This window comes from Providencia sp. 2.29, assembly GCF_015832305.1.
Classification (GTDB): Bacteria; Pseudomonadota; Gammaproteobacteria; order Enterobacterales; family Enterobacteriaceae; genus Providencia; species Providencia stuartii.
In genome coordinates, this window is sequence record NZ_CP065420.1 from 452,592 (window position 1) to 471,480 (window position 18,889).

General features: G+C 41.4%; 13 protein-coding genes. 10 read left to right on the forward strand and 3 right to left on the reverse strand.

Translation table 11 applies throughout. The annotated features are described in order from the left end of the window. The first annotated feature begins 59 nt into the window (after positions 1-59). The 4 genes from metH to I3B46_RS01965 all read left to right on the forward strand — a co-directional run bounded on the left by metH (position 60) and on the right by I3B46_RS01965 (position 6,610). On the forward strand, positions 60-3,725 hold the full coding sequence (gene metH / locus I3B46_RS01950) for a methionine synthase (RefSeq protein WP_040133413.1): 3,666 nt from the start codon (positions 60-62) through the stop codon (positions 3,723-3,725). Between the two features lie 54 nt (positions 3,726-3,779). Beyond that, a complete protein-coding gene (locus tag I3B46_RS01955; protein ID WP_104873041.1) occupies positions 3,780-4,367 on the forward strand; it encodes a hypothetical protein in 588 nt (195 codons plus the stop codon). Between the two features lie 147 nt (positions 4,368-4,514). Continuing rightward, positions 4,515-5,996, forward strand: a complete 1,482-nt coding sequence (locus tag I3B46_RS01960; protein ID WP_104873040.1) for a tetratricopeptide repeat protein — start codon at positions 4,515-4,517, stop codon at positions 5,994-5,996. After that, positions 5,993-6,610: a LysE family translocator gene (locus tag I3B46_RS01965; protein ID WP_060560900.1), complete on the forward strand. Its 618-nt coding sequence runs from the start codon at positions 5,993-5,995 to the stop codon at positions 6,608-6,610. Before I3B46_RS01960 ends, I3B46_RS01965 begins: the two co-directional genes overlap by 4 nt. A gap of 53 nt (positions 6,611-6,663) precedes the next feature. On the opposite strand, the gene lysC is transcribed toward I3B46_RS01965, so the two are convergent. Beyond that, entirely contained in the window at positions 6,664-8,040 is a 1,377-nt protein-coding gene (gene lysC, locus I3B46_RS01970) for a lysine-sensitive aspartokinase 3 (RefSeq protein WP_004925907.1), read from the reverse strand. A 264-nt stretch (positions 8,041-8,304) separates the two neighbouring features. Between lysC and pgi the strand changes: the two genes are divergently transcribed. The 3 genes from pgi (at position 8,305) to ubiA (ending at position 11,605) form a co-directional block, all read left to right on the forward strand. Further along, positions 8,305-9,951, forward strand: a complete 1,647-nt coding sequence (gene pgi / locus I3B46_RS01975) for a glucose-6-phosphate isomerase (RefSeq protein ID WP_104873039.1) — start codon at positions 8,305-8,307, stop codon at positions 9,949-9,951. 259 nt (positions 9,952-10,210) lie between these two features. Beyond that, on the forward strand, positions 10,211-10,717 hold the full coding sequence (gene ubiC, locus I3B46_RS01980; RefSeq protein WP_004925912.1) for a chorismate lyase: 507 nt from the start codon (positions 10,211-10,213) through the stop codon (positions 10,715-10,717). Positions 10,718-10,750: 33 nt separating this feature from the next. Further along, positions 10,751-11,605 carry a 4-hydroxybenzoate octaprenyltransferase gene (gene ubiA / locus I3B46_RS01985; protein WP_169342289.1) on the forward strand — a complete coding sequence of 285 codons (855 nt, stop codon included), beginning with the start codon at positions 10,751-10,753 and terminating at the stop codon, positions 11,603-11,605. 143 nt (positions 11,606-11,748) lie between these two features. Here ubiA and plsB read toward each other — a convergent pair whose 3' ends face one another. Continuing rightward, a complete protein-coding gene (gene plsB / locus I3B46_RS01990; RefSeq protein ID WP_004925916.1) occupies positions 11,749-14,217 on the reverse strand; it encodes a glycerol-3-phosphate 1-O-acyltransferase PlsB in 2,469 nt (822 codons plus the stop codon). 126 nt (positions 14,218-14,343) lie between these two features. Here plsB and I3B46_RS01995 point away from each other — a divergent pair, with 126 nt between their 5' ends. Beyond that, the gene (locus I3B46_RS01995) at positions 14,344-14,718 is read left to right on the forward strand and encodes a diacylglycerol kinase (protein WP_004925918.1); all 375 of its coding nucleotides are present in this window, start codon (positions 14,344-14,346) and stop codon (positions 14,716-14,718) included. A gap of 136 nt (positions 14,719-14,854) precedes the next feature. Next, entirely contained in the window at positions 14,855-15,478 is a 624-nt protein-coding gene (lexA, locus tag I3B46_RS02000) for a transcriptional repressor LexA (RefSeq protein WP_004925920.1), read from the forward strand. A 166-nt stretch (positions 15,479-15,644) separates the two neighbouring features. Here the strand turns inward: lexA and zur are convergent, their stop codons facing one another. Then, a complete protein-coding gene (gene zur, locus I3B46_RS02005) occupies positions 15,645-16,160 on the reverse strand; it encodes a zinc uptake transcriptional repressor Zur (protein ID WP_004925923.1) in 516 nt (171 codons plus the stop codon). Between the two features lie 2,138 nt (positions 16,161-18,298). Here zur and I3B46_RS02010 point away from each other — a divergent pair. Continuing rightward, positions 18,299-18,856: a fimbrial protein gene (locus I3B46_RS02010; RefSeq protein WP_014656930.1), complete on the forward strand. Its 558-nt coding sequence runs from the start codon at positions 18,299-18,301 to the stop codon at positions 18,854-18,856. Positions 18,857-18,889: the final 33 nt, after the last annotated feature.

The following is an 18,889-nucleotide window of genomic DNA, read 5'->3' on the forward strand; positions in this document are numbered from 1 at the left end:
AACTTATGACTTTGGTTGTTGTTTTTTAGGAGGCAGGGAAAGTGGTTTATAAAATCAGTATGTTAGAACAAGAATTACAAAAAAGGATCTTAGTACTGGATGGCGCAATGGGGACGATGATCCAGCGCCATAAGCTAACCGAAGAACAATTCCGTGGTGAACGCTTTGCGGATTGGCCTTGTGACCTCAAAGGAAACAACGACCTCCTTGTTTTGACTCAGCCTGAAATTATCCGCGATATTCATGATCAATACTTTGCGGCTGGGGCAGATATTGTTGAGACAAACACATTTAACTCAACAACGATTGCGATGGCAGACTACAAAATGGAATCGTTGTCTGCCGAAATAAATGAAGCCGCTGCACGTATCGCCCGTGAATGTGCCGATGAGTGGACACGTAAAACACCGGAACAGCCACGCTATGTTGCTGGTGTGTTGGGACCGACTAACCGCACAGCCTCGATCTCCCCTGATGTTAACGACCCCGCATTTCGGAATATCAATTTTGATCAATTAGTTGAAGCCTATCGTGAATCAACGCGCGCTTTGATCAAAGGGGGTGTCGATCTGATCATGATCGAAACAATTTTTGATACGTTAAATGCAAAAGCGGCGATCTTTGCGGTTGAAACAGAATTTGAAGCCTTGGGAGTGACTCTGCCGGTTATGATTTCAGGGACGATCACCGACGCGTCTGGGCGTACCCTATCGGGGCAAACTACCGAAGCTTTCTATAACTCATTGCGTCATGCTAGACCTTTATCCTTTGGTCTCAACTGTGCTTTAGGGCCAAATGAATTGCGCCAATATGTGTCTGAACTATCGCGTATTGCGGAGTGCTATGTCAGTGCACACCCTAACGCAGGCTTACCCAATGCTTTTGGCGAATATGATCTCGATGCACAAAATATGGCGGAACAAATTCGTGAATGGGCACAAGCAGGCTTTTTGAATATTGTCGGGGGATGTTGTGGTACGACACCTTTGCACATCAAAAAAATTGTTGAAGCCGTTAAAGGAATTGCGCCGCGCGCCTTACCAAAGTTACCTGTAGAGTGCCGTTTATCAGGGCTAGAACCACTTAATATTGGCAAAGACTCGTTATTTGTTAACGTCGGCGAACGTACGAATGTGACGGGATCGGCGAAGTTTAAACGTCTCATTAAGGAAGGAAACTACCAAGAGGCATTAGATATTGCTCGCCAGCAAGTGGAAAACGGCGCACAGATTATCGATATCAACATGGATGAAGGGATGTTGGATTCGGAAGCGGCGATGGTGCGTTTTCTTAATTTAATTGCTGGCGAACCTGATATTGCCCGTGTTCCCATTATGATCGACTCTTCAAAATGGGATGTTATCGAAAAAGGGCTGAAATGCATTCAAGGCAAAGGCATTGTGAACTCAATTTCGATGAAGGAGGGGGAAAGTGCCTTTATCGAACATGCCAAATTGGTGCGTAAATATGGTGCCGCAGTCATTGTGATGGCATTTGATGAGGTAGGCCAAGCCGACACCCGTGAACGAAAAATCGAAATTTGTCGTCGTGCCTATCACGTATTGACTGACACGGTTGGTTTCCCTCCAGAAGATATTATTTTTGATCCAAATATTTTTGCCGTCGCGACAGGTATTGAAGAACATAATAACTATGCTGTCGATTTTATTGAAGTTTGTCAGGATATTAAGCAGCAGCTTCCACATGCGATGATCTCTGGTGGTGTCTCTAACGTGTCGTTTTCATTCAGAGGCAATGATCCCGTTCGTGAAGCGATCCATGCTGTGTTCCTCTATTATGCTATCCGTAATGGCATGGATATGGGGATCGTCAATGCGGGGCAGTTAGCTATCTATGATGATCTGCCTAAAGAGTTAAAAGATGCGGTCGAAGATGTGATCTTAAACCGCCGTGAGGATAGCACTGAACGCCTGTTGGAATTAGCGGAAAAATATCGTGCATCAGGCAGTGAGGAGCAGCAAGTTCAACAGGCTGAATGGCGCTCTTGGGCTGTCGAAAAGCGTTTAGAATATGCGTTAGTTAAAGGGATCACCGAATTTATCATCCCAGATACGGAGGAGGCGCGCCAACTCGCAGCAAGCCCTATTGAAGTGATTGAAGGGCCATTGATGAATGGGATGAATGTCGTGGGTGACTTGTTTGGTGAAGGGAAAATGTTTTTACCACAGGTTGTTAAATCCGCTCGAGTGATGAAACAAGCAGTTGCCTACTTAGAACCTTATATTCAGGCACTTAAACAATCAGGTAGCAGCGCGGGTAAAATTTTATTAGCGACCGTTAAAGGTGATGTTCACGATATAGGTAAAAATATTGTCGGCGTCGTTTTACAGTGTAATAACTATGAGATTGTTGACTTGGGCGTGATGGTACCTTGTGAAACCATCTTAAAAACAGCCCGTGAGCAGAATGTTGATGTTATTGGCCTTTCTGGGTTAATTACGCCTTCGTTGGATGAGATGGTCCATGTGGCTAAAGAGATGGAGCGCCAAGGCTTTACAATCCCTTTGATGATTGGGGGAGCGACAACATCAAAAGCTCACACGGCAGTAAAAATAGAACCCAATTACAGCCACTCAGTGACATATGTACAAAATGCATCGCGCACTGTAGGCGTGGTTTCCGCGCTACTTTCCGCAACACAAAAAGCGGAGTTCGTTGCTCGAACTCGCCGTGAATATGAAATCGTTCGTGAGCAACATGGACGTAAAAAACCCAAAACCCCACCAGTCTCCCTTGAAGTTGCTCGCGCTAACTCAGTGAAAATTGATTGGCAAAATTACCAGCCTCCAGTGCCACGTTTCCTTGGTGTGAAAGAGGTCAAAGCATCGATTGAGACATTACGTCATTATATTGATTGGACGCCTTTCTTTATGACATGGTCGCTCGCGGGGAAATATCCACGCATCCTAGAAGATGAGGTGGTCGGTGAAGAGGCGCGTAAATTACTAAAAGACGCGAACAACATGCTAGATCAACTCGCGAAGGATAATGCCCTGACGCCAAGAGGCATATTTGGTCTATTTCCTGCAAACAGTGTAGGGGATGATATTGAAATATATCGTTCCTCGGCTCGTGATAGTGCAGATGTTATCGCTCTCAACCTACGTCAACAAACAGAGAAGAAAGAGTTTCCTAACTACTGTTTATCTGACTTTGTCGCCCCTAAAGCCAGTGGAAAAGCGGATTATATTGGTGCTTTTGCGGTTACGGGGGGGTTAGAAGAAGATGCCCTTGCAGATGGATATGAACAGCAACATGATGACTATAATAAAATTATGTTGAAGGCGTTAGCTGATAGGCTTGCGGAGGCATTTGCGGAATACTTGCACCAGCAGGTGAGAAAAGAGTATTGGGGTTATGCCCCTGACGAGGATTTGCCGAATGATGAGCTGATCCGTGAAAAATATCAGGGGATCCGACCGGCGCCGGGGTATCCAGCTTGCCCTGAACATACCGAAAAAGCCAAAATTTGGCAGTTATTAGATGTGGAAAATCAAATCGGTATGCAATTAACCAGTTCTTATGCAATGTGGCCTGGAGCGTCGGTTTCAGGTTGGTATTTCAGCCACCCTGAAAGTAAATATTTTGCCGTCGCTCAGGTGCAGCGGGATCAGGTCGAGGACTATGCAAAACGTAAGGGAATGTCAGTCAGTGAACTTGAAAGATGGCTCGCACCAAATTTAGGCTATGACCCAGAGGATTGAATTTCCGGAGGATCGGCACCATCTTATCAGTAAGACACTTAAAGAGGCTGAATGATGAGCTACGAATTTATTATTGAAGATAGGCTGCCGAACACGGCAGTTTATCCTTATAAAATCCAAAACAGTGCGGCACCTGAGACATTTTTCATGAGTGAAGATCTGGTGAGCGCCATGATGAGTATTTTGCAAATCATGGATAAGCTTGATACCGATGAGATGTTAGATGACCACTGTTTCAATCAAATTTGGCTAAAAAGTGAATTGACACCGGCTCGTGCGGAGGAGATTTATCTTTATTTAGAAGATGCACAAATGGTTGAGCCTGTTCCTTCACAAGAAGAAATTGACGCATTCCACCAAGCACAACGCGATGAAGATAAATTATTATCGAAAGAAAGCTCGAAAGAGGGAATGATCCCTGTGCATAAGTTTGCCACCAATGACGGTTGGTTGGTCACCATGAAAGAGTGTGGTTGGATAGCTGAAGTTTTCTCCCCTGAATTAATCGGGGAAAACCAATTTGTTGTGTCACAAATAGCGAACCTATGTAAGGTCAGCCATGAAATGCTGGAATCCATGCTAGTGGAATGGGGGAAATTTAATTTATTCGCGAGCAAACATGGCGGTTATCGAGTCAACTAATCCCCTTTAGGTGGTGAACGGTTTTTCACCACCTAAAATATGCCTAAATATTCTATTATTCGTTGCTGATTTTAGGAGCTGAACGCTTATGCTTTTCCATGAGGAGTGTTATGTTATAAGCATAATGCTGGCGAATGGATTGATTGAATGAATTTACGACCCTTAATATTTTTGCTTTGTTTAGGCAGTGCTGCTTTTGTGCAGGCTAATTCCAAGGAAACATTATCGGTACAAGGAAAACAGCAACCGCCAGCTTCTCTTGCCACACCCCCTGAAAACCTTCCTGTCGAGTTTACTCATAAATTAAAAGAAGCTGAGTCTGGTGATATTGATGCCATGCTCAGTATTGGCCTTGTTTATATGGATGGTACTGATTATTTATCTCCTGATGCAGATAAGGCTTTCATTTGGTTTAAAAAAGTCTCTGATCGCGGCAGTGCCGATGGTGACTATTATTTAGGGCTTTTAGCACAACAGCAGCAAAAATATGCAGAGGCAGTGCGCTGGTATCGGAAAGGTGCAGAAAAGGGTGACCCTGATTGCCAATATAGTTTAGGTTTTTTGTATGAGCGTGGCTTAGGCTTGGAGCAAGATTATAAACAAGCTAAAGCATGGTATATGAAGTCCGCCGAACAAGGGGGCGCGTATAGCCAATTGGCGTTAGGCATGTTTTATTACGATGGCTTAGACGGTGAGGTTGATTATCAAAAAGCCAAAATGTGGTATGAAAAGAGTGCACAGCAGGGAGTGGCTGCGGCAGTCAATAACTTAGCTGTCTTATATGAAAAGGGTGAAGGCGTTCAGCAGGACGAGGAAAAAGCCATTGATTTGTATCGACAAGCAGCAAATATGGGTTCAGCAATTGCCCAAATGAATATGGGGGATCTCTATTATGAAGGCCACCGTTTGATTGAAAAGAACCCGTATCAAGCGATGTATTGGTATAAGCGTGCTGCATCACAGGGGTATACAGATGCACTGTTTGTGATGGGGCGGGGCTATGAAGAGGGTGATGGTGTAGGCAAAGATCTTGGCAGTGCCTTTGAGTGGTATTTGCTAGGCGCCAATAATGGTTCTGTTCCTGCTGCAATGAAAGTCGCGGAGTTTTACGAAAAAGGGTTAGGCGGTGTCAAAGCCAATCATGGAAAAGCCATTGAATGGTATATGAGCATGGCCGAGGATGATATTGTCGAAGCACAAACAAAACTCGCTGAATTGTATATTGCAGGGCAACTCCCTGAGATAGATATTCAAAAAGTGGTGAGTTGGCTACAAGCCTCAGAGCAGGATGATATCCAATCAAAAAATCAATTGGCCATTTTTTACTTAACGGGAAATGGGGTAAAACAAGATGCGCGAAGAGCGCGGGAATTATGGCAACAATCCGCGTTTCAAGGCCTCAGCGATGCACAAAATAACCTTGCCGTCATGTATGCCAAGGGTCTTGGTGGCGATAAAAATATCTTTCGAGCCATCATGTGGTTTGAGCGGGCGAGTCAGCAGGATGATAAAACAGCACAAAAAAATTTAAGGTTGTTAAAAGAGAATGCAGCGGTGACAGCAGCGATGTTGGAGTACACGGCAAATGTACAAAAGGCGATGGCTAAGATAAAGGGGGGTGATGAATGATAGCTGAATTGATGGTCGCATATGTACTCGCGGCAACATTGCTAACAATAACACCGGGTATTGATACCGCACTAATTTTAAGAACATCAACGGTTCAGGGAACACGAACGGCCTTTACCGCCGCGGCAGGAATTGGGTTAGGGTGTTTGGCGTGGGGGGCTATGGTAGCCTTTGGTTTAGGCGCACTGATTGCCGCCTCTGAACTCGCTTACTCTATTTTAAAATGGTGTGGTGCTGCCTATTTGTGTTGGCTTGGTGTTCAAATGCTATTGAAACCGAGAAACCATTTTTCAGGTGATAACGCGACATCCACCAAGCAACAAAATTGGTTTATGCGAGGCTTTTTGGGCAATTTACTTAACCCAAAAGTAGGTATTTTCTATGTCTCATTTTTACCGCAATTTATCCCTGCCGGAAAAGATGTAGTGATGTGGACATTTTTGCTGGTGGGGATCCATGTCATTTTAGGGATTATTTGGAGTGGCTTGTTGATTGGTGCTACCCGCCCCCTATCGACATTATTTAAAAAACCGGCGGTAATTCGCTGGATGGACAGAACAACAGGGCTAATTTTTATTATGTTCGCGGCTAAATTAGCTTTCTCTCGCCGATAAAGTCAAAGGCGCCCTTTATCTAAGAGCGCCTGTCTTCTCAGGAAAGTGAGCCGTTATTCAAATAGATTTGAATGCAGAGTGCGCACTATCTCTTCCGCGTCATTACCTGGTACCAGTAGGCAGATATTATGGCTGCTGGCACCGTAGCTGATCATTCGGATATTGAAGGATTCTAGCGCCCCAAAAATTTGTTTGCCGAGGCCATTTACTTGCGACAGTTCGTTCCCAATGATGGCCACTAGCGCTAAATTTTCTTCTACTTCTACGCGGCATAGCGCTGATAGCTCTGTCATCAGTGCGTTGGTGAGTAAGCTACCATTTGTACCCGTAGAGCCAGTGGTGTCTAATGTGAGGGCTACGCTCACCTCGGATGTGGTGATCAAGTCAACGGAAATATTGTGACGTAATAAAATCGTGAATATTTCAGCCAAGAAGCCTCGAGCATGCAGCATTTTTAGGCTATGTAACGTGAGCAGTGTTTGTTTACGGCGCAGTGCTAACGCTCTAAATTGAGGGGCATTCGCGGTTTTATCACACACTAAGGTTCCGCCAGCTTGTGGCTCTTTACTGGAGCCAACAAAAACAGGGATCCCAGCACGTACCGCAGGTAATAGCGTTGCTGGATGCAATATTTTAGCGCCAAACGTTGCCATTTCTGCGGCTTCGTCAAAAGCAATTTCATCGATACGCTGTGCTGCGGGTACGACGCGTGGATCTGTCGTGTAAATACCAGGAACGTCTGTCCAGATATCAACACGTGCTAAATTGAGAACTTCAGCCAATAATGCCGCGGTATAATCGCTACCGCCACGGCCAAGTGTTGTTGTGCGTCCTTTGCTATCTTGCCCAATAAAACCTTGTGTAATGACTAAAGAACCCTGTAGGCGAGGGAGCAAGTGTTGTTGGGCCGACTCTTTTAATTGCAAAAGGTCGGGTTCAGCGCGACCAAAGTTTGCATTTGTTTTCATTACTTTGCGCACATCAAACCATTGTGAGTTAGCCCCACGCTGGCGGAGGACTTCAACAAACAGCAAAGTCGACATAAGTTCACCGTGACTCACCATTTCATCGGTGAGCGCATCGGAAGTTGCCAGAGAAGCGGAATCTGCCAAATGAGCAATATTATCTAATAAACGATTAATCTCTTCGCGAATTACTTCCGCATGTTGTAAATGATCAATAATCGCATATTGGATCTCTTTAACTTTTTGCAGTAGCTGATTACGTTTGTCGGCATCGCAACCTTCGGCAAGCTCTATCAACAAATTAGTGATACCCGCAGAAGCAGAAAGTACCACTACGCGGACATTATTGTTCGAAAGAACAACGTCTGCACTTTTGTTCATGGCTTCAAAATTAGCGACACTTGTCCCCCCAAATTTGGCGATAACGTACGGATTATTTTCTGGCAAAGAGGCTACTGCATTCATGGTATCAATCCCTTTTGGCAATCTATTTTTTATATAGAAATATCGGGTTAGGCCGATGCCGTCAATGAAGAATCGATGCAAATCAGTAATTCTAATGATGACTAATTTATTATCGCTTTTCCCGATGGCTGTAATAAGCTCTGGAAAAATTGCAAAAAATTGCCCAATATCATAAGGATTGCAAGAACGCAGGAAAGTGATAGGTCAAGATGACTCGGCGAGTTACAATTATTTTTATTTCAAATATTTTGGAGAGTGTTATCCATGAATAGTATTAATCCAAGCCAAACGGCAGCATGGCGGGCGCTAGAGCAACATTTTGCGCAAATGAAAGATACCCATATGCGCGACCTGTTCAAACAAGACAATGATCGCTTTACCAAATTTTCCGCGACATTTGACGACCAAATTTTGGTGGACTACTCCAAAAACCGAATTACTCAAGAAACATTGGATAAATTATTCGCATTAGCTGAAGAGACTCAGCTAAAAAGCGCAATGAATAGTATGTTCAGTGGTGAAAAAATTAACCGTACCGAAGATCGTGCTGTATTGCATATCGCACTACGTAACCGTGACAATACACCGATTTATGTTGATGGCAAAGATGTGATGCCAGATGTCAACGCGGTCTTAGAAAAGATGCATCAATTTAGTGAGCGCATTATTAATGGCGAGTGGAAAGGGTATACTGGCAAGGCTATCACGGATGTGGTGAATATCGGTATCGGTGGCTCAGATCTTGGTCCATTTATGGTCACCGAAGCGCTACGCCCTTATAAAAATCACTTAAATATGTACTTTGTTTCTAACGTTGATGGCACGCAGATAGCGGAAACGTTGAAAGTTTTAAATCCAGAAACAACTCTGTTTTTAATCGCATCAAAAACCTTCACGACGCAAGAAACCATGACGAATGCGCATTCAGCGCGTGATTGGTTGCTCGCACAAGCGAAAGATGAACAGCATATCGCAAAACATTTCGTGGCACTGTCAACCAATAGTGAGCAAGTCGCGAAGTTCGGTATTGATACGGCAAATATGTTTGAGTTTTGGGATTGGGTTGGTGGCCGTTATTCATTATGGTCAGCGATTGGCCTATCCATTATCTTGTCTGTGGGTTATGACAATTTTGTTCAGCTCCTCGAAGGGGCTCATGCAATGGATAAGCACTTTACCCAAACGGCTTTTGAAAAGAATATTCCTGTTCTCCTTGGCTTAATTGGCATTTGGTATAACAACTTTTTTGAGTCGGAAACTGAAGCGATTCTGCCATATGATCAATATATGCACCGTTTTGCCGCTTATTTCCAACAAGGAAATATGGAGTCAAATGGTAAGTATATTGACCGTAATGGCAACAAAGTTTCTTATCAAACGGGGCCAATTATTTGGGGTGAACCGGGCACAAACGGCCAACATGCCTTTTATCAATTGATCCATCAAGGAACTAAAATGATCCCTTGTGATTTTATTGCGCCAGCAGTAACGCATAATCCACTCGGTGATCATCACGATAAATTACTGTCGAATTTCTTTGCTCAAACGGAAGCGTTGGCATTTGGTAAGACGCGTGAAGTTGTTGATGCGGAATTTGCGGCTCAAGGTAAAAACCCTGCGGATATGGAGTATGTTGCTCCTTATAAAGTGTTTGAAGGTAACCGCCCAACAAACTCAATCTTGCTTAAAGAGATCACACCTTATTCATTAGGTGCACTCATTGCGATGTATGAACATAAGATCTTCACGCAAGGGGCAATTCTGAATATTTTCACCTTTGACCAATGGGGTGTAGAGCTTGGGAAGCAATTGGCGAGCCGAATTTTGCCTGAGTTAGAAAGTAAAGACGAAATCAGCAGCCATGATAGCTCAACTAATGGGCTAATTAATCGTTATAAAGCTTGGCGTTGATAAGCGTCATAGCTACCTTTCACAGCCTGCCATAATGGCAGGCTGTCGCTATTTAATCATTTCTACTTGATCATTTTGTGTGTATGACTCATTAGCGTTAAAAATTATTTTAAGAAAATTTTACAATTCATGTGGGATTTGTGATTTTTTAACTAATTTGTTAGCTAACTTTAACCTTATCGCAAGGCAACGTGATATCCTTCATGCTAAGAACCAATATGATACAAAACCACACAGTATAGTGGTGGAATGATGAGTAATGGATGAAACGCTTTTTATCTCTCACCCGATAACATGGCTATCAGAAGATGATGACCTTGTTCCTGAAAATGTTTTAGATTGGCTACATGAACTAGGGTCGATGACAAAACGCTTAGAGCAGCATTGCCAACGTGTCACGGTTGTTCCTTATACGCAACGTTATGTGACTCAAGAGGCATTGAGCGAAGAAGAAGCGGCGTGTTTACCTGTCAGTGAATATTATTGGTTACGTGAAGTCATTATGTATGGTGATAATATTCCATGGTTACTTGGACGAACGTTAATTCCACAGGAGACATTGACTGGTGAAGACCGGAAACTTATTGATATCGGTGCTGTACCGTTAGGGCGTTATCTCTTTAGCCATGATAATCTTTCCCGTGATTATATTCATATAGGGCAGCAAAATTTGCGATGGATCCGCCGCTCTCTATTAAGATTATCTGAAAAACCTTTATTATTAACCGAACTGTTTTTACCTGAATCACCTGCATATAAAAGATAAAAAATAAAAGGAGCACAACAAATGGAGGGAAGTATGGCGCTAAGTAAATGGCATGCCTACAGCCGTTTGATGCGTATTGATAGGCCGATAGGGTCGCTATTATTGTTATGGCCAACCTATTGGGCGTTGTGGATTGCCGCTCAAAGTATACCGAGTTTACATATTCTTATTGTCTTTACGGCGGGCGTTTTCTTGATGCGTGCAGCCGGATGCGTGATTAACGATTTCGCAGACCGTCACTTTGATGGCCATGTTGAGCGAACGAAACACCGCCCATTACCCAGTGGTGATGTGACAGAAAAAGAAGCAAAAATTTTATTCGCTAGCCTCGTTGGTCTCTCATTTTTATTAGTACTGACGCTAAATTCAATGACTATCTGGCTATCTGTTGCCGGATTAGCTTTGGCGTGGATTTATCCTTTTGTTAAGCGAGTCAGCCACTTACCTCAAGTTGTTTTAGGTGCCGCATTTGGTTGGTCTATCCCGATGGGCTTCTCTGCTGTCAGTGAATCGTTACCATTGGTGTGCTGGGTACTGTTTTTGGTCAATATCTTGTGGTCCGTGATTTATGATACCCAGTATGCGATGGTTGACCGCAATGATGATTTAAAAATCGGCGTTAAATCAACAGCGATACTGTTTGGCCAATATGACAAGCTGATTATTGGTATTTTACAGATCGTGATGATTGTTTTATTGGTGTTAGTGGGTTCATTGGCTGATTTAGGAGCGGTGTACTATATCGCACTATCACTATCGGCATTGCTGTTTATTTACCAACAAAAATTAATGGTAGATAGGGAACGAGCACCGTGTTTTAAAGCCTTTTTAAATAATAACTATGTTGGATTGATCTTATTTATTGGGATTTTCTTAAGTTACTTGTAAACCATTTGTGGAATAGTAAAGGGGTAATGTGAAGCACATTACCCCTTTTACGTACTGACGACCCTACGTTTTTAACGTGGGATTTTGTTTATAAGGGGGAACATGAATTGCATTCCCCCTTTTGGTTTCTTTAGACTTAAAAGTTAGTCTTCTTTTGATTTTTCTGTCTCAGTAGCGCGCTCCTCTGGTTGACTCACGCTCTCGATAGTCAAACGAATTTCTGGCGACATTAAACGCGAAATAACCGCATAGAGTTTTTTCGCATTGGCCGTGAAAATATCGTTTTCATCATTATCAATGTAGCCTTCTTCCCGTAGCGTTTCGACTAAGATTGAAAAGACCGCTTTATCGAAGAATTCAGGAGCGTTAATACCGTGCAGCACAGAAAGACGCTGAGCTAGCATGCGGCTCTCCTTTTCTAATGTATTACGGCTAATTTCTGGACTCGCATTGAGTAAAGAAAGCGTAATCGCATAGCGCTGTAAGGTTTCGCGAACACCTGCTGCGAGCAACTGTAATGGGCGTATACGACGTGGGTTAAGAATGACAATATCGTCTTCTTTTAAGCACACTAATTTCTGGTTATTTAGCTCATCAATTAAGGTATCAACGACTTCAACCAAAGAGCCACTATCAAAACGCATAAACAGTTCAGCTTTGAGGAAGGGGTAAATTTGCCCTACTTGATAGTGGATATCTTGGCGGCTAATACTTTCATGATGGAGCACAATGCTCGAGATCAGTGATGGCAACACCAATAAGTGATGAATGTTATTACGATAATAAGTCATGAGGACGGCATTCTCACGAGGAAGAATGATAATGTCTCCCATACTATCTTTTTCGACTTCAAACTTATCCATCTGCAAAGCATGTTCTAACAATTGCTCCGCTGTTTTATTTGGTGTTGTTGCATCAGCCGTATAAGGAACATTACGCAATAACTGTAGGTAACAATCGACTTGCTCAATAAGTTGCTCACGCGTCAATGAACGTTGGCGCGACGCAAGTAATGCTGTTGAGCACAGGTTAATAGCGTTAGCTGCCGCAGCATTATTAATATTGACCATAATGTGATCTGCTAGCCCACTGACGATTGGGTTTAACCAACTCGGGCGCTGAGGTTCGATAGGGTCAATCGAGTCGCGCCAATCAGGTACACGCTTTGTGAGATATTGAGAGAGTGAAATAGGCTGACCAAAATTCACATAGCCTTGGCCTAAGTTACGTAATTTACGTAGGCCGCGAACCATCGAAAAGAAGCCTTCTTTCTCTTTTTCAGCACCACGTAGCTCTTTGGCATAGGTTCCCACTTCCAGAACATTTTCATAGCCAATATAAACGGGCACGATCGTAATAGGACGAGAGTCGCCACGTAGCATCGCTTGTAGCGTCATCGACAAGGTACCTGTTTTTGGCTGAAGTAAACGGCCTGTACGGGAGCGGCCACCTTCAACAAAATATTCAATAGAGTAACCCCGCGCAAATAATTCACTGAGGTACTCACGGAATACGGTTGAATAGAGTTTATTACCTTTAAAGGTTCGACGAATAAAGAAAGCGCCGAGGTGACGGAAAATAGGCCCCGCTGGCCAGAAATTCAAGTTGATACCTGCCGCGATATGAGGAGGAACTAAGCCTTGATGATATAAAACGTATGACAGCAGCAAGTAATCCATGTGGCTGCGATGAGAAGGCACATAAACGATTTCATGACCATCTTGCGCCAATTGGCGAACCCGCTCGGCATGCTGAACGTTGATCCCTTGATATAAGCGGTTCCAAGTCCAACTTAACACTCGGTCAGTAAGACGTATCGCTTCATAAGAGAAGTTAGCGGCAATTTCTTCCATCATATTGACGGCATTTTGCTGAGCTTTCTTCAGTGGAATTTTTTTGCTACGGGCTTCGTCTTCAACCGCCTTTTCAATGGCTTTTGAGGTTAGCAGCTTATTGAATAGCTCTTGGCGAACAGGCAATTTAGGGCCAACAGCAGCAAGGCGTTGGCGTGAATAGTGAATACGCGCGACCCGTGCAAGTTTATTCGCAATAATAGTATCTGTGCCATGTTCTTGCGCCATCAAGCCCATCGACACTGGAGGGGAAAAGCGAACAAAGCTATCTCGCCCAAGCCAGATTATGGCAAAGAACTTTTGAATACCGTTAAGTAAACGCAATGGCGGCGCCGGTGTATGCCCTTCACGCCCAGGAGAGCGACCGAACATGACAGAAGCCGGTAGCATTTGGATATCAAGATTCGGATTACTACGATGCAAATCTAAGTAGGCATGGAATACCTTCACCGATTCTTTACGTGGATTAGGAGAATAATAACGAAATACTCTAGGGCCATCATCAATAAAGACGTAAGCCGGTAATTTAGTGCCATTAATGTCATTATCGACCAAAGGATCAGGTAGGCCGATAGATAAGCATTGGTGACGTAATGTTAAAAGGTCAGATTTAGAATGATATGGCAGCACATATAATGTGGGCCGACTGGTGTCCAATTCAAGTTCTGAAATAGGGTCCGTTGGAACGAGTTTGCTCTTTACCAGTAATTTAAGTGGTAAATTCAACGTGTTGTAATATATTTTACGCCATAGTGACATAAATGATTATAGCCTCTTGTTAACAATGCTTCGCAAGCATACCAGAAATCAACTGGCAAATCTGTTACTGACAATTAACTTTGACCGCAAAAAATGATTATTGTTTTGTAATTTTGAGGAATAAATATGGCAAACCAAACTAAGGGATTTACGCGTGTAATTAAGGCTGCGGGTTACTCCCTTAAAGGGTTGAAAGCAGCTTGGGTCAATGAGGCTGCATTTCGGCAAGAATCCGTTGCGGCAATACTTGCTGTCATTATCGCGTTGTGGCTGGATGTTAGCTATATCGACCGATTATTATTGATTAGCTCTGTTGTACTGGTCGCTATCGTAGAATTAATTAACAGTGCAATAGAGGCGGTCGTGGATCGTGTAGGAAGTGAATATCATGAGTTGTCTGGACGAGCGAAAGATATTGGCTCGGCGGCTGTGTTTATCACGATTGGGTTAGCTTTAGTTATTTGGGCGACGATATTGTGGCAGCATTATTTCGTTGGCTAGTCAGAAATTATCGAAAACAGAGCGATTATCGGTGAGATTACTGGCAAATATGGCATTCGAGTGATTTAAGTGTTTCAAATCTTCATTTACCTGTATATACTCACAGTCTGACTGTATAAACAAACAGGGGAACGAAATGAAAGCACTGACCGCTAGACAACAGCAAGTTTATGATCTGGTGCGCGATCACATTTCTCAGACGGGTATGCCACCTACACGTGCTGAAATAGCAGCAAGCCTTGGTTTTCGTTCGCCTAATGCGGCAGAAGAGCATCTTAAGGCCTTAGCTCGTAAAGGGGTGATAGAGATTGTTTCAGGGGCTTCTCGTGGTATCCGTTTACTGCTTGAAGAAGAAAATGATCCTGAAATTCAGGGGCTACCTTTAATTGGGCGTGTCGCTGCCGGCGAACCTTTATTAGCGCAAGAGCATATTGAAAGTCATTATCAGGTTGATCCTGAGCTATTCAAACCACATGCTGACTTTTTATTGCGTGTTAATGGGATGTCGATGAAAGATATCGGGATTATGGATGGTGACCTGTTAGCTGTTCATAAAACACAAGATGTCCGTAATGGGCAAGTGGTTGTGGCGCGTATTGAAGATGAGGTTACGGTAAAACGCTTTAAGCAACAAGGTAACCGCGTTGAGTTAATCGCCGAAAACCCAGAGTTTGCACCTATTATTGTCGATTTACGTCAACAAAATTTCACTATTGAAGGATTAGCGGTAGGTGTGATTCGCAATGGTGATTGGTGTTAATATTGGTCTTATAACCACCCTTCAAAATATTGCTGGCAGATTTTACTGTTTTCTAATATCAACCTAGGTTTGTCACTAGGTTATTAAATTAGATAAAAAGTCTGCCACTCTATTTAAGTGCTCCCTCAGCAAGTACCTACTATCAGCAGTAATTCTACGCCACTTCTTATTTCTTCTTTGTGATAACCGGTTGCTCATGGTTGTGTTCACAATGTTCATGATCCTGGCAAGTGCTGAGTTCGTAACATTCATGACATAATCCATGATTTTCTACCACAGTGTGTCTCAGGTGAAATTGGTGGCTGTTTGCAAGAGACATAATTGCTGTTTCAATTGTTGTGCAATCACTCTCTGTGACACTTCCGCAATGATCACAAATCAACATTACTGAGATATGACTCGGGTTATCGAAATGGTGACAGATAACATAACTATTTGTTGATTCTATTTTATGAATAAACCCTTGCTCTATTAAGAACTCTAAGCCTCTATAAATCGTTGGTGGTTTTGCTTGAGGCTCTACCTCTCTTAATAAATCTAATAAGTCATAAGCACTGATTGCGCCATGTTGCTGTGCAATCAGGCGTAAAACAGTTTCTCTTTGCGGTGTGAGCCGAACGCCTCTTGATTGGCAAATTTTTTCGGCCATCACTAGCAGTTTATCTTCACTCATTTTTTTCATGGTAATTGACCTTACATCAAAACTGAAAATTGCTGTTGTAAACAAGTTTACCATAACTTCATTGCAGATAGAGATGGAAATAAGAAGAGAGCAAAAGGGCTAACATAGAGAAAAATAGTTATTTATCAAAAACAAGAATGAAAATTTTAATCCGCAATATCGGACAAAAATAGAGTCATATTACATTTTAAATGTATCGCTTGAGGTTAATTGTCATAACACAGTTTGGGCGTTTTTCTTAACCGTCAGTAATTGTGAGGCTTTAGGCTAGGCTTTTCTGTTAGACCGATGTTTATCGGTAAACGGCACAAAACTGCCGATTTTGGGATGCTATAACCGTCTACGGTCATTAACCTTATAAAATTAAGGTGTAAAATTTAAAATTATGCATTTTGTTTTTTGTATCTCAATAGCGGTTAAATATTCTATTTAAGATGTCTTATTTAATTAAAATAAAGCGATAATTTGTGACTTAAGGTACTTTGTAAGTATTTTTTCGTCAATAGAAGCAACAATCACTAGGCTATTATGGGGAGTGTCTTTTTATGAATAGTTAAAAGGTCGTCTGCAATATCAATAAACTTCATTAGTGGATAATTAATTTGTAATAAAAAATTAGTAGAGGCATAAATAGAGTAGTATTTACTTAGTTATATATTCTAATGTATTTATTTAGCGAATATTGTTTCACTGCCCGTGACCCACATAATCAAAAATAAATCTTGAGTTTCATATCACTTTATTTTTCTAGTTATAAACTCATACCGCGAGAAGTCTTTGAAATACTTCTATCATCTTCTTTATAGATGAATATCTTTATATTCTCTCACTTCACCCTTAGATAAAGGAATATCATCGTTCACTACTAAGCGACTGCATATGAGGCATGTTTCCCCTATCTATATAGGAGAACAGCGTTGATATGTTTAGGATTATCATGGTTTTTTAAAGGTAACGATTAGAGATAGAGCATTGCTATTGAAAAATTACTCTCTTGAGTGGAGATACATCTTTGTATCTAAGTAAAGTAATGCCATAAGTTTAATTAAAAAATAGCCATTTGGTGAAATTCTAAATAAAACCAAAGGGTAATCATTACACTCAAAGCGGATGACACGAAAAGTAAAGAACTGTTACATTTAGGGTGAATGTCAATTAAGACTTATCTTACAACAATTCAACCACATAGATTTAATTATCTTCTTTTGTGTGTAAACTAGTGTTAAGTATTGTTAAATTATAAAATATAGAATTTTATTTCAGCACGTTCCTTGTTTATAGTTTTATATGTAATGAAATTATTTCAAACAAATGGATACAAATGTAAATTTTTATAAATTATTTACCTTTTATAAATATAAATTAATCCAATTTTGATGGCTAAAAATATGATTTTTTAGCTTTTGTGGTTGTTTATTCTTTTGTCTTGGTGTTTGTAAATATTATATTTTGTTTGTAGTGCTTTTTTGTTGTGTTTTTGACAAAAGATATTGTTGCGGTAATATTGGAACCAGTTGATGAGGATGTTTGGAAATATTCTTCATATTGAAAAAGATAATTATGCTACTACGTTTTGCTTTTAGAGAAAACGCGATTAGATAAAGATTTTGATATCTTCCAAATATAAGAAAACTCCTAACATTAAATATGTTCCTGATGTTGGCTATTATCTTTGTCTAGTTAATAGTTAATGAAATGACTAATTAACTAGGTTGAAAATTTTATCCATATAGCTATTTCTATATTGGCCATCACTTTCCTTTATAGGAATAGTATTTTTATTTTTTACTATAGGCGGTGCTCAGGAGTCTATTACTGGATAGCTGAAAGCTAACAATAAGTTAAATTCAAGAGCCACTAGAACCGTAAAAATACGACTACTTAATATGTGTTTTTGAGTATGTAAGTAGAAAGGGTAGTGCCTTTTTTAGAGTCAATTTTTTTGACTTGCCTTTAAAAAGGGGATTAAAAGGATTTTTTTAACCCTAATGGTGTTAGCTAAATAGGCTAATGCTGATTATTCAAGTTTATATTCAAAATTTTAGGACTGGATTTACAAGGATGTAACGAATTTAAATTTGAACATTAAATAACAATGTCTTTCACTACTACATGTTATAAATACAGAGGTATTTAAAATGTTATTCAACAAGAAACTAGTAACAATCGCAGTATTAGCAAGTTCAATGGTAGCTGGTTCAGCATTAGCTGCTGATGAAGTAGGTAAAAAAAGCACTGAAGTACGTTTCAAAGCTCAATTACGTGCGGCTTCTTGTGATGTAGCTTCAACTGCGGAAGGTTCTGTAATTGATTGGGGTACTTTTACTCTTGACCAAACTAATGGTAAGAATGTTAAAGACCAATTAGGTTCAGATAAAAACTTCAACCTGATCCTGACTAACTGTTCTAAAGCAGCAGCAGAAGATGCAGCTATTTTCGTTCATGCAGAAGGTAAAGAATCTCCACTATTCCCAGAGTATTTTGCAAACACAGGTGCTAAATCTTTAGCAGTTGCATTATCTTCAGGTGGTAAAGATATCAAACCAAACGTAGACACAGAGCTGAAATTCTCTAACGCTGTAGATGTTAACGGTAGCACTACAATTCCTGTATTGGCTAAACTTTTACTGACTCAAGTAGGTGTTGCTCCTGATACATTAAACGTACCAGTTACTTTCTCTGTATCTTATAACTAATACTGATAAAGTTTAGATAATGGCATAAGAGGC

What these genes read in the sequence shown, in the direction of transcription:
- lysC (WP_004925907.1), bottom strand. Translation starts at nt 8,040, where the DNA reads ATGAATGCAGTAGCCTCTTTGCCAGAAAATAATCCGTACGTTATCGCC.
- plsB (WP_004925916.1), bottom strand. Translation starts at nt 14,217, where the DNA reads ATGTCACTATGGCGTAAAATATATTACAACACGTTGAATTTACCACTT.
- ubiC (WP_004925912.1), top strand. Translation starts at nt 10,211, where the DNA reads ATGGATGAAACGCTTTTTATCTCTCACCCGATAACATGGCTATCAGAA.
- metH (WP_040133413.1), top strand. Translation starts at nt 60, where the DNA reads ATGTTAGAACAAGAATTACAAAAAAGGATCTTAGTACTGGATGGCGCA.
- I3B46_RS01960 (WP_104873040.1), top strand. Translation starts at nt 4,515, where the DNA reads ATGAATTTACGACCCTTAATATTTTTGCTTTGTTTAGGCAGTGCTGCT.
- I3B46_RS01965 (WP_060560900.1), top strand. Translation starts at nt 5,993, where the DNA reads ATGATAGCTGAATTGATGGTCGCATATGTACTCGCGGCAACATTGCTA.
- I3B46_RS01955 (WP_104873041.1), top strand. Translation starts at nt 3,780, where the DNA reads ATGAGCTACGAATTTATTATTGAAGATAGGCTGCCGAACACGGCAGTT.
- I3B46_RS01995 (WP_004925918.1), top strand. Translation starts at nt 14,344, where the DNA reads ATGGCAAACCAAACTAAGGGATTTACGCGTGTAATTAAGGCTGCGGGT.
- lexA (WP_004925920.1), top strand. Translation starts at nt 14,855, where the DNA reads ATGAAAGCACTGACCGCTAGACAACAGCAAGTTTATGATCTGGTGCGC.
- pgi (WP_104873039.1), top strand. Translation starts at nt 8,305, where the DNA reads ATGAATAGTATTAATCCAAGCCAAACGGCAGCATGGCGGGCGCTAGAG.
- I3B46_RS02010 (WP_014656930.1), top strand. Translation starts at nt 18,299, where the DNA reads ATGTTATTCAACAAGAAACTAGTAACAATCGCAGTATTAGCAAGTTCA.
- ubiA (WP_169342289.1), top strand. Translation starts at nt 10,751, where the DNA reads ATGGCGCTAAGTAAATGGCATGCCTACAGCCGTTTGATGCGTATTGAT.
- zur (WP_004925923.1), bottom strand. Translation starts at nt 16,160, where the DNA reads ATGAAAAAAATGAGTGAAGATAAACTGCTAGTGATGGCCGAAAAAATT.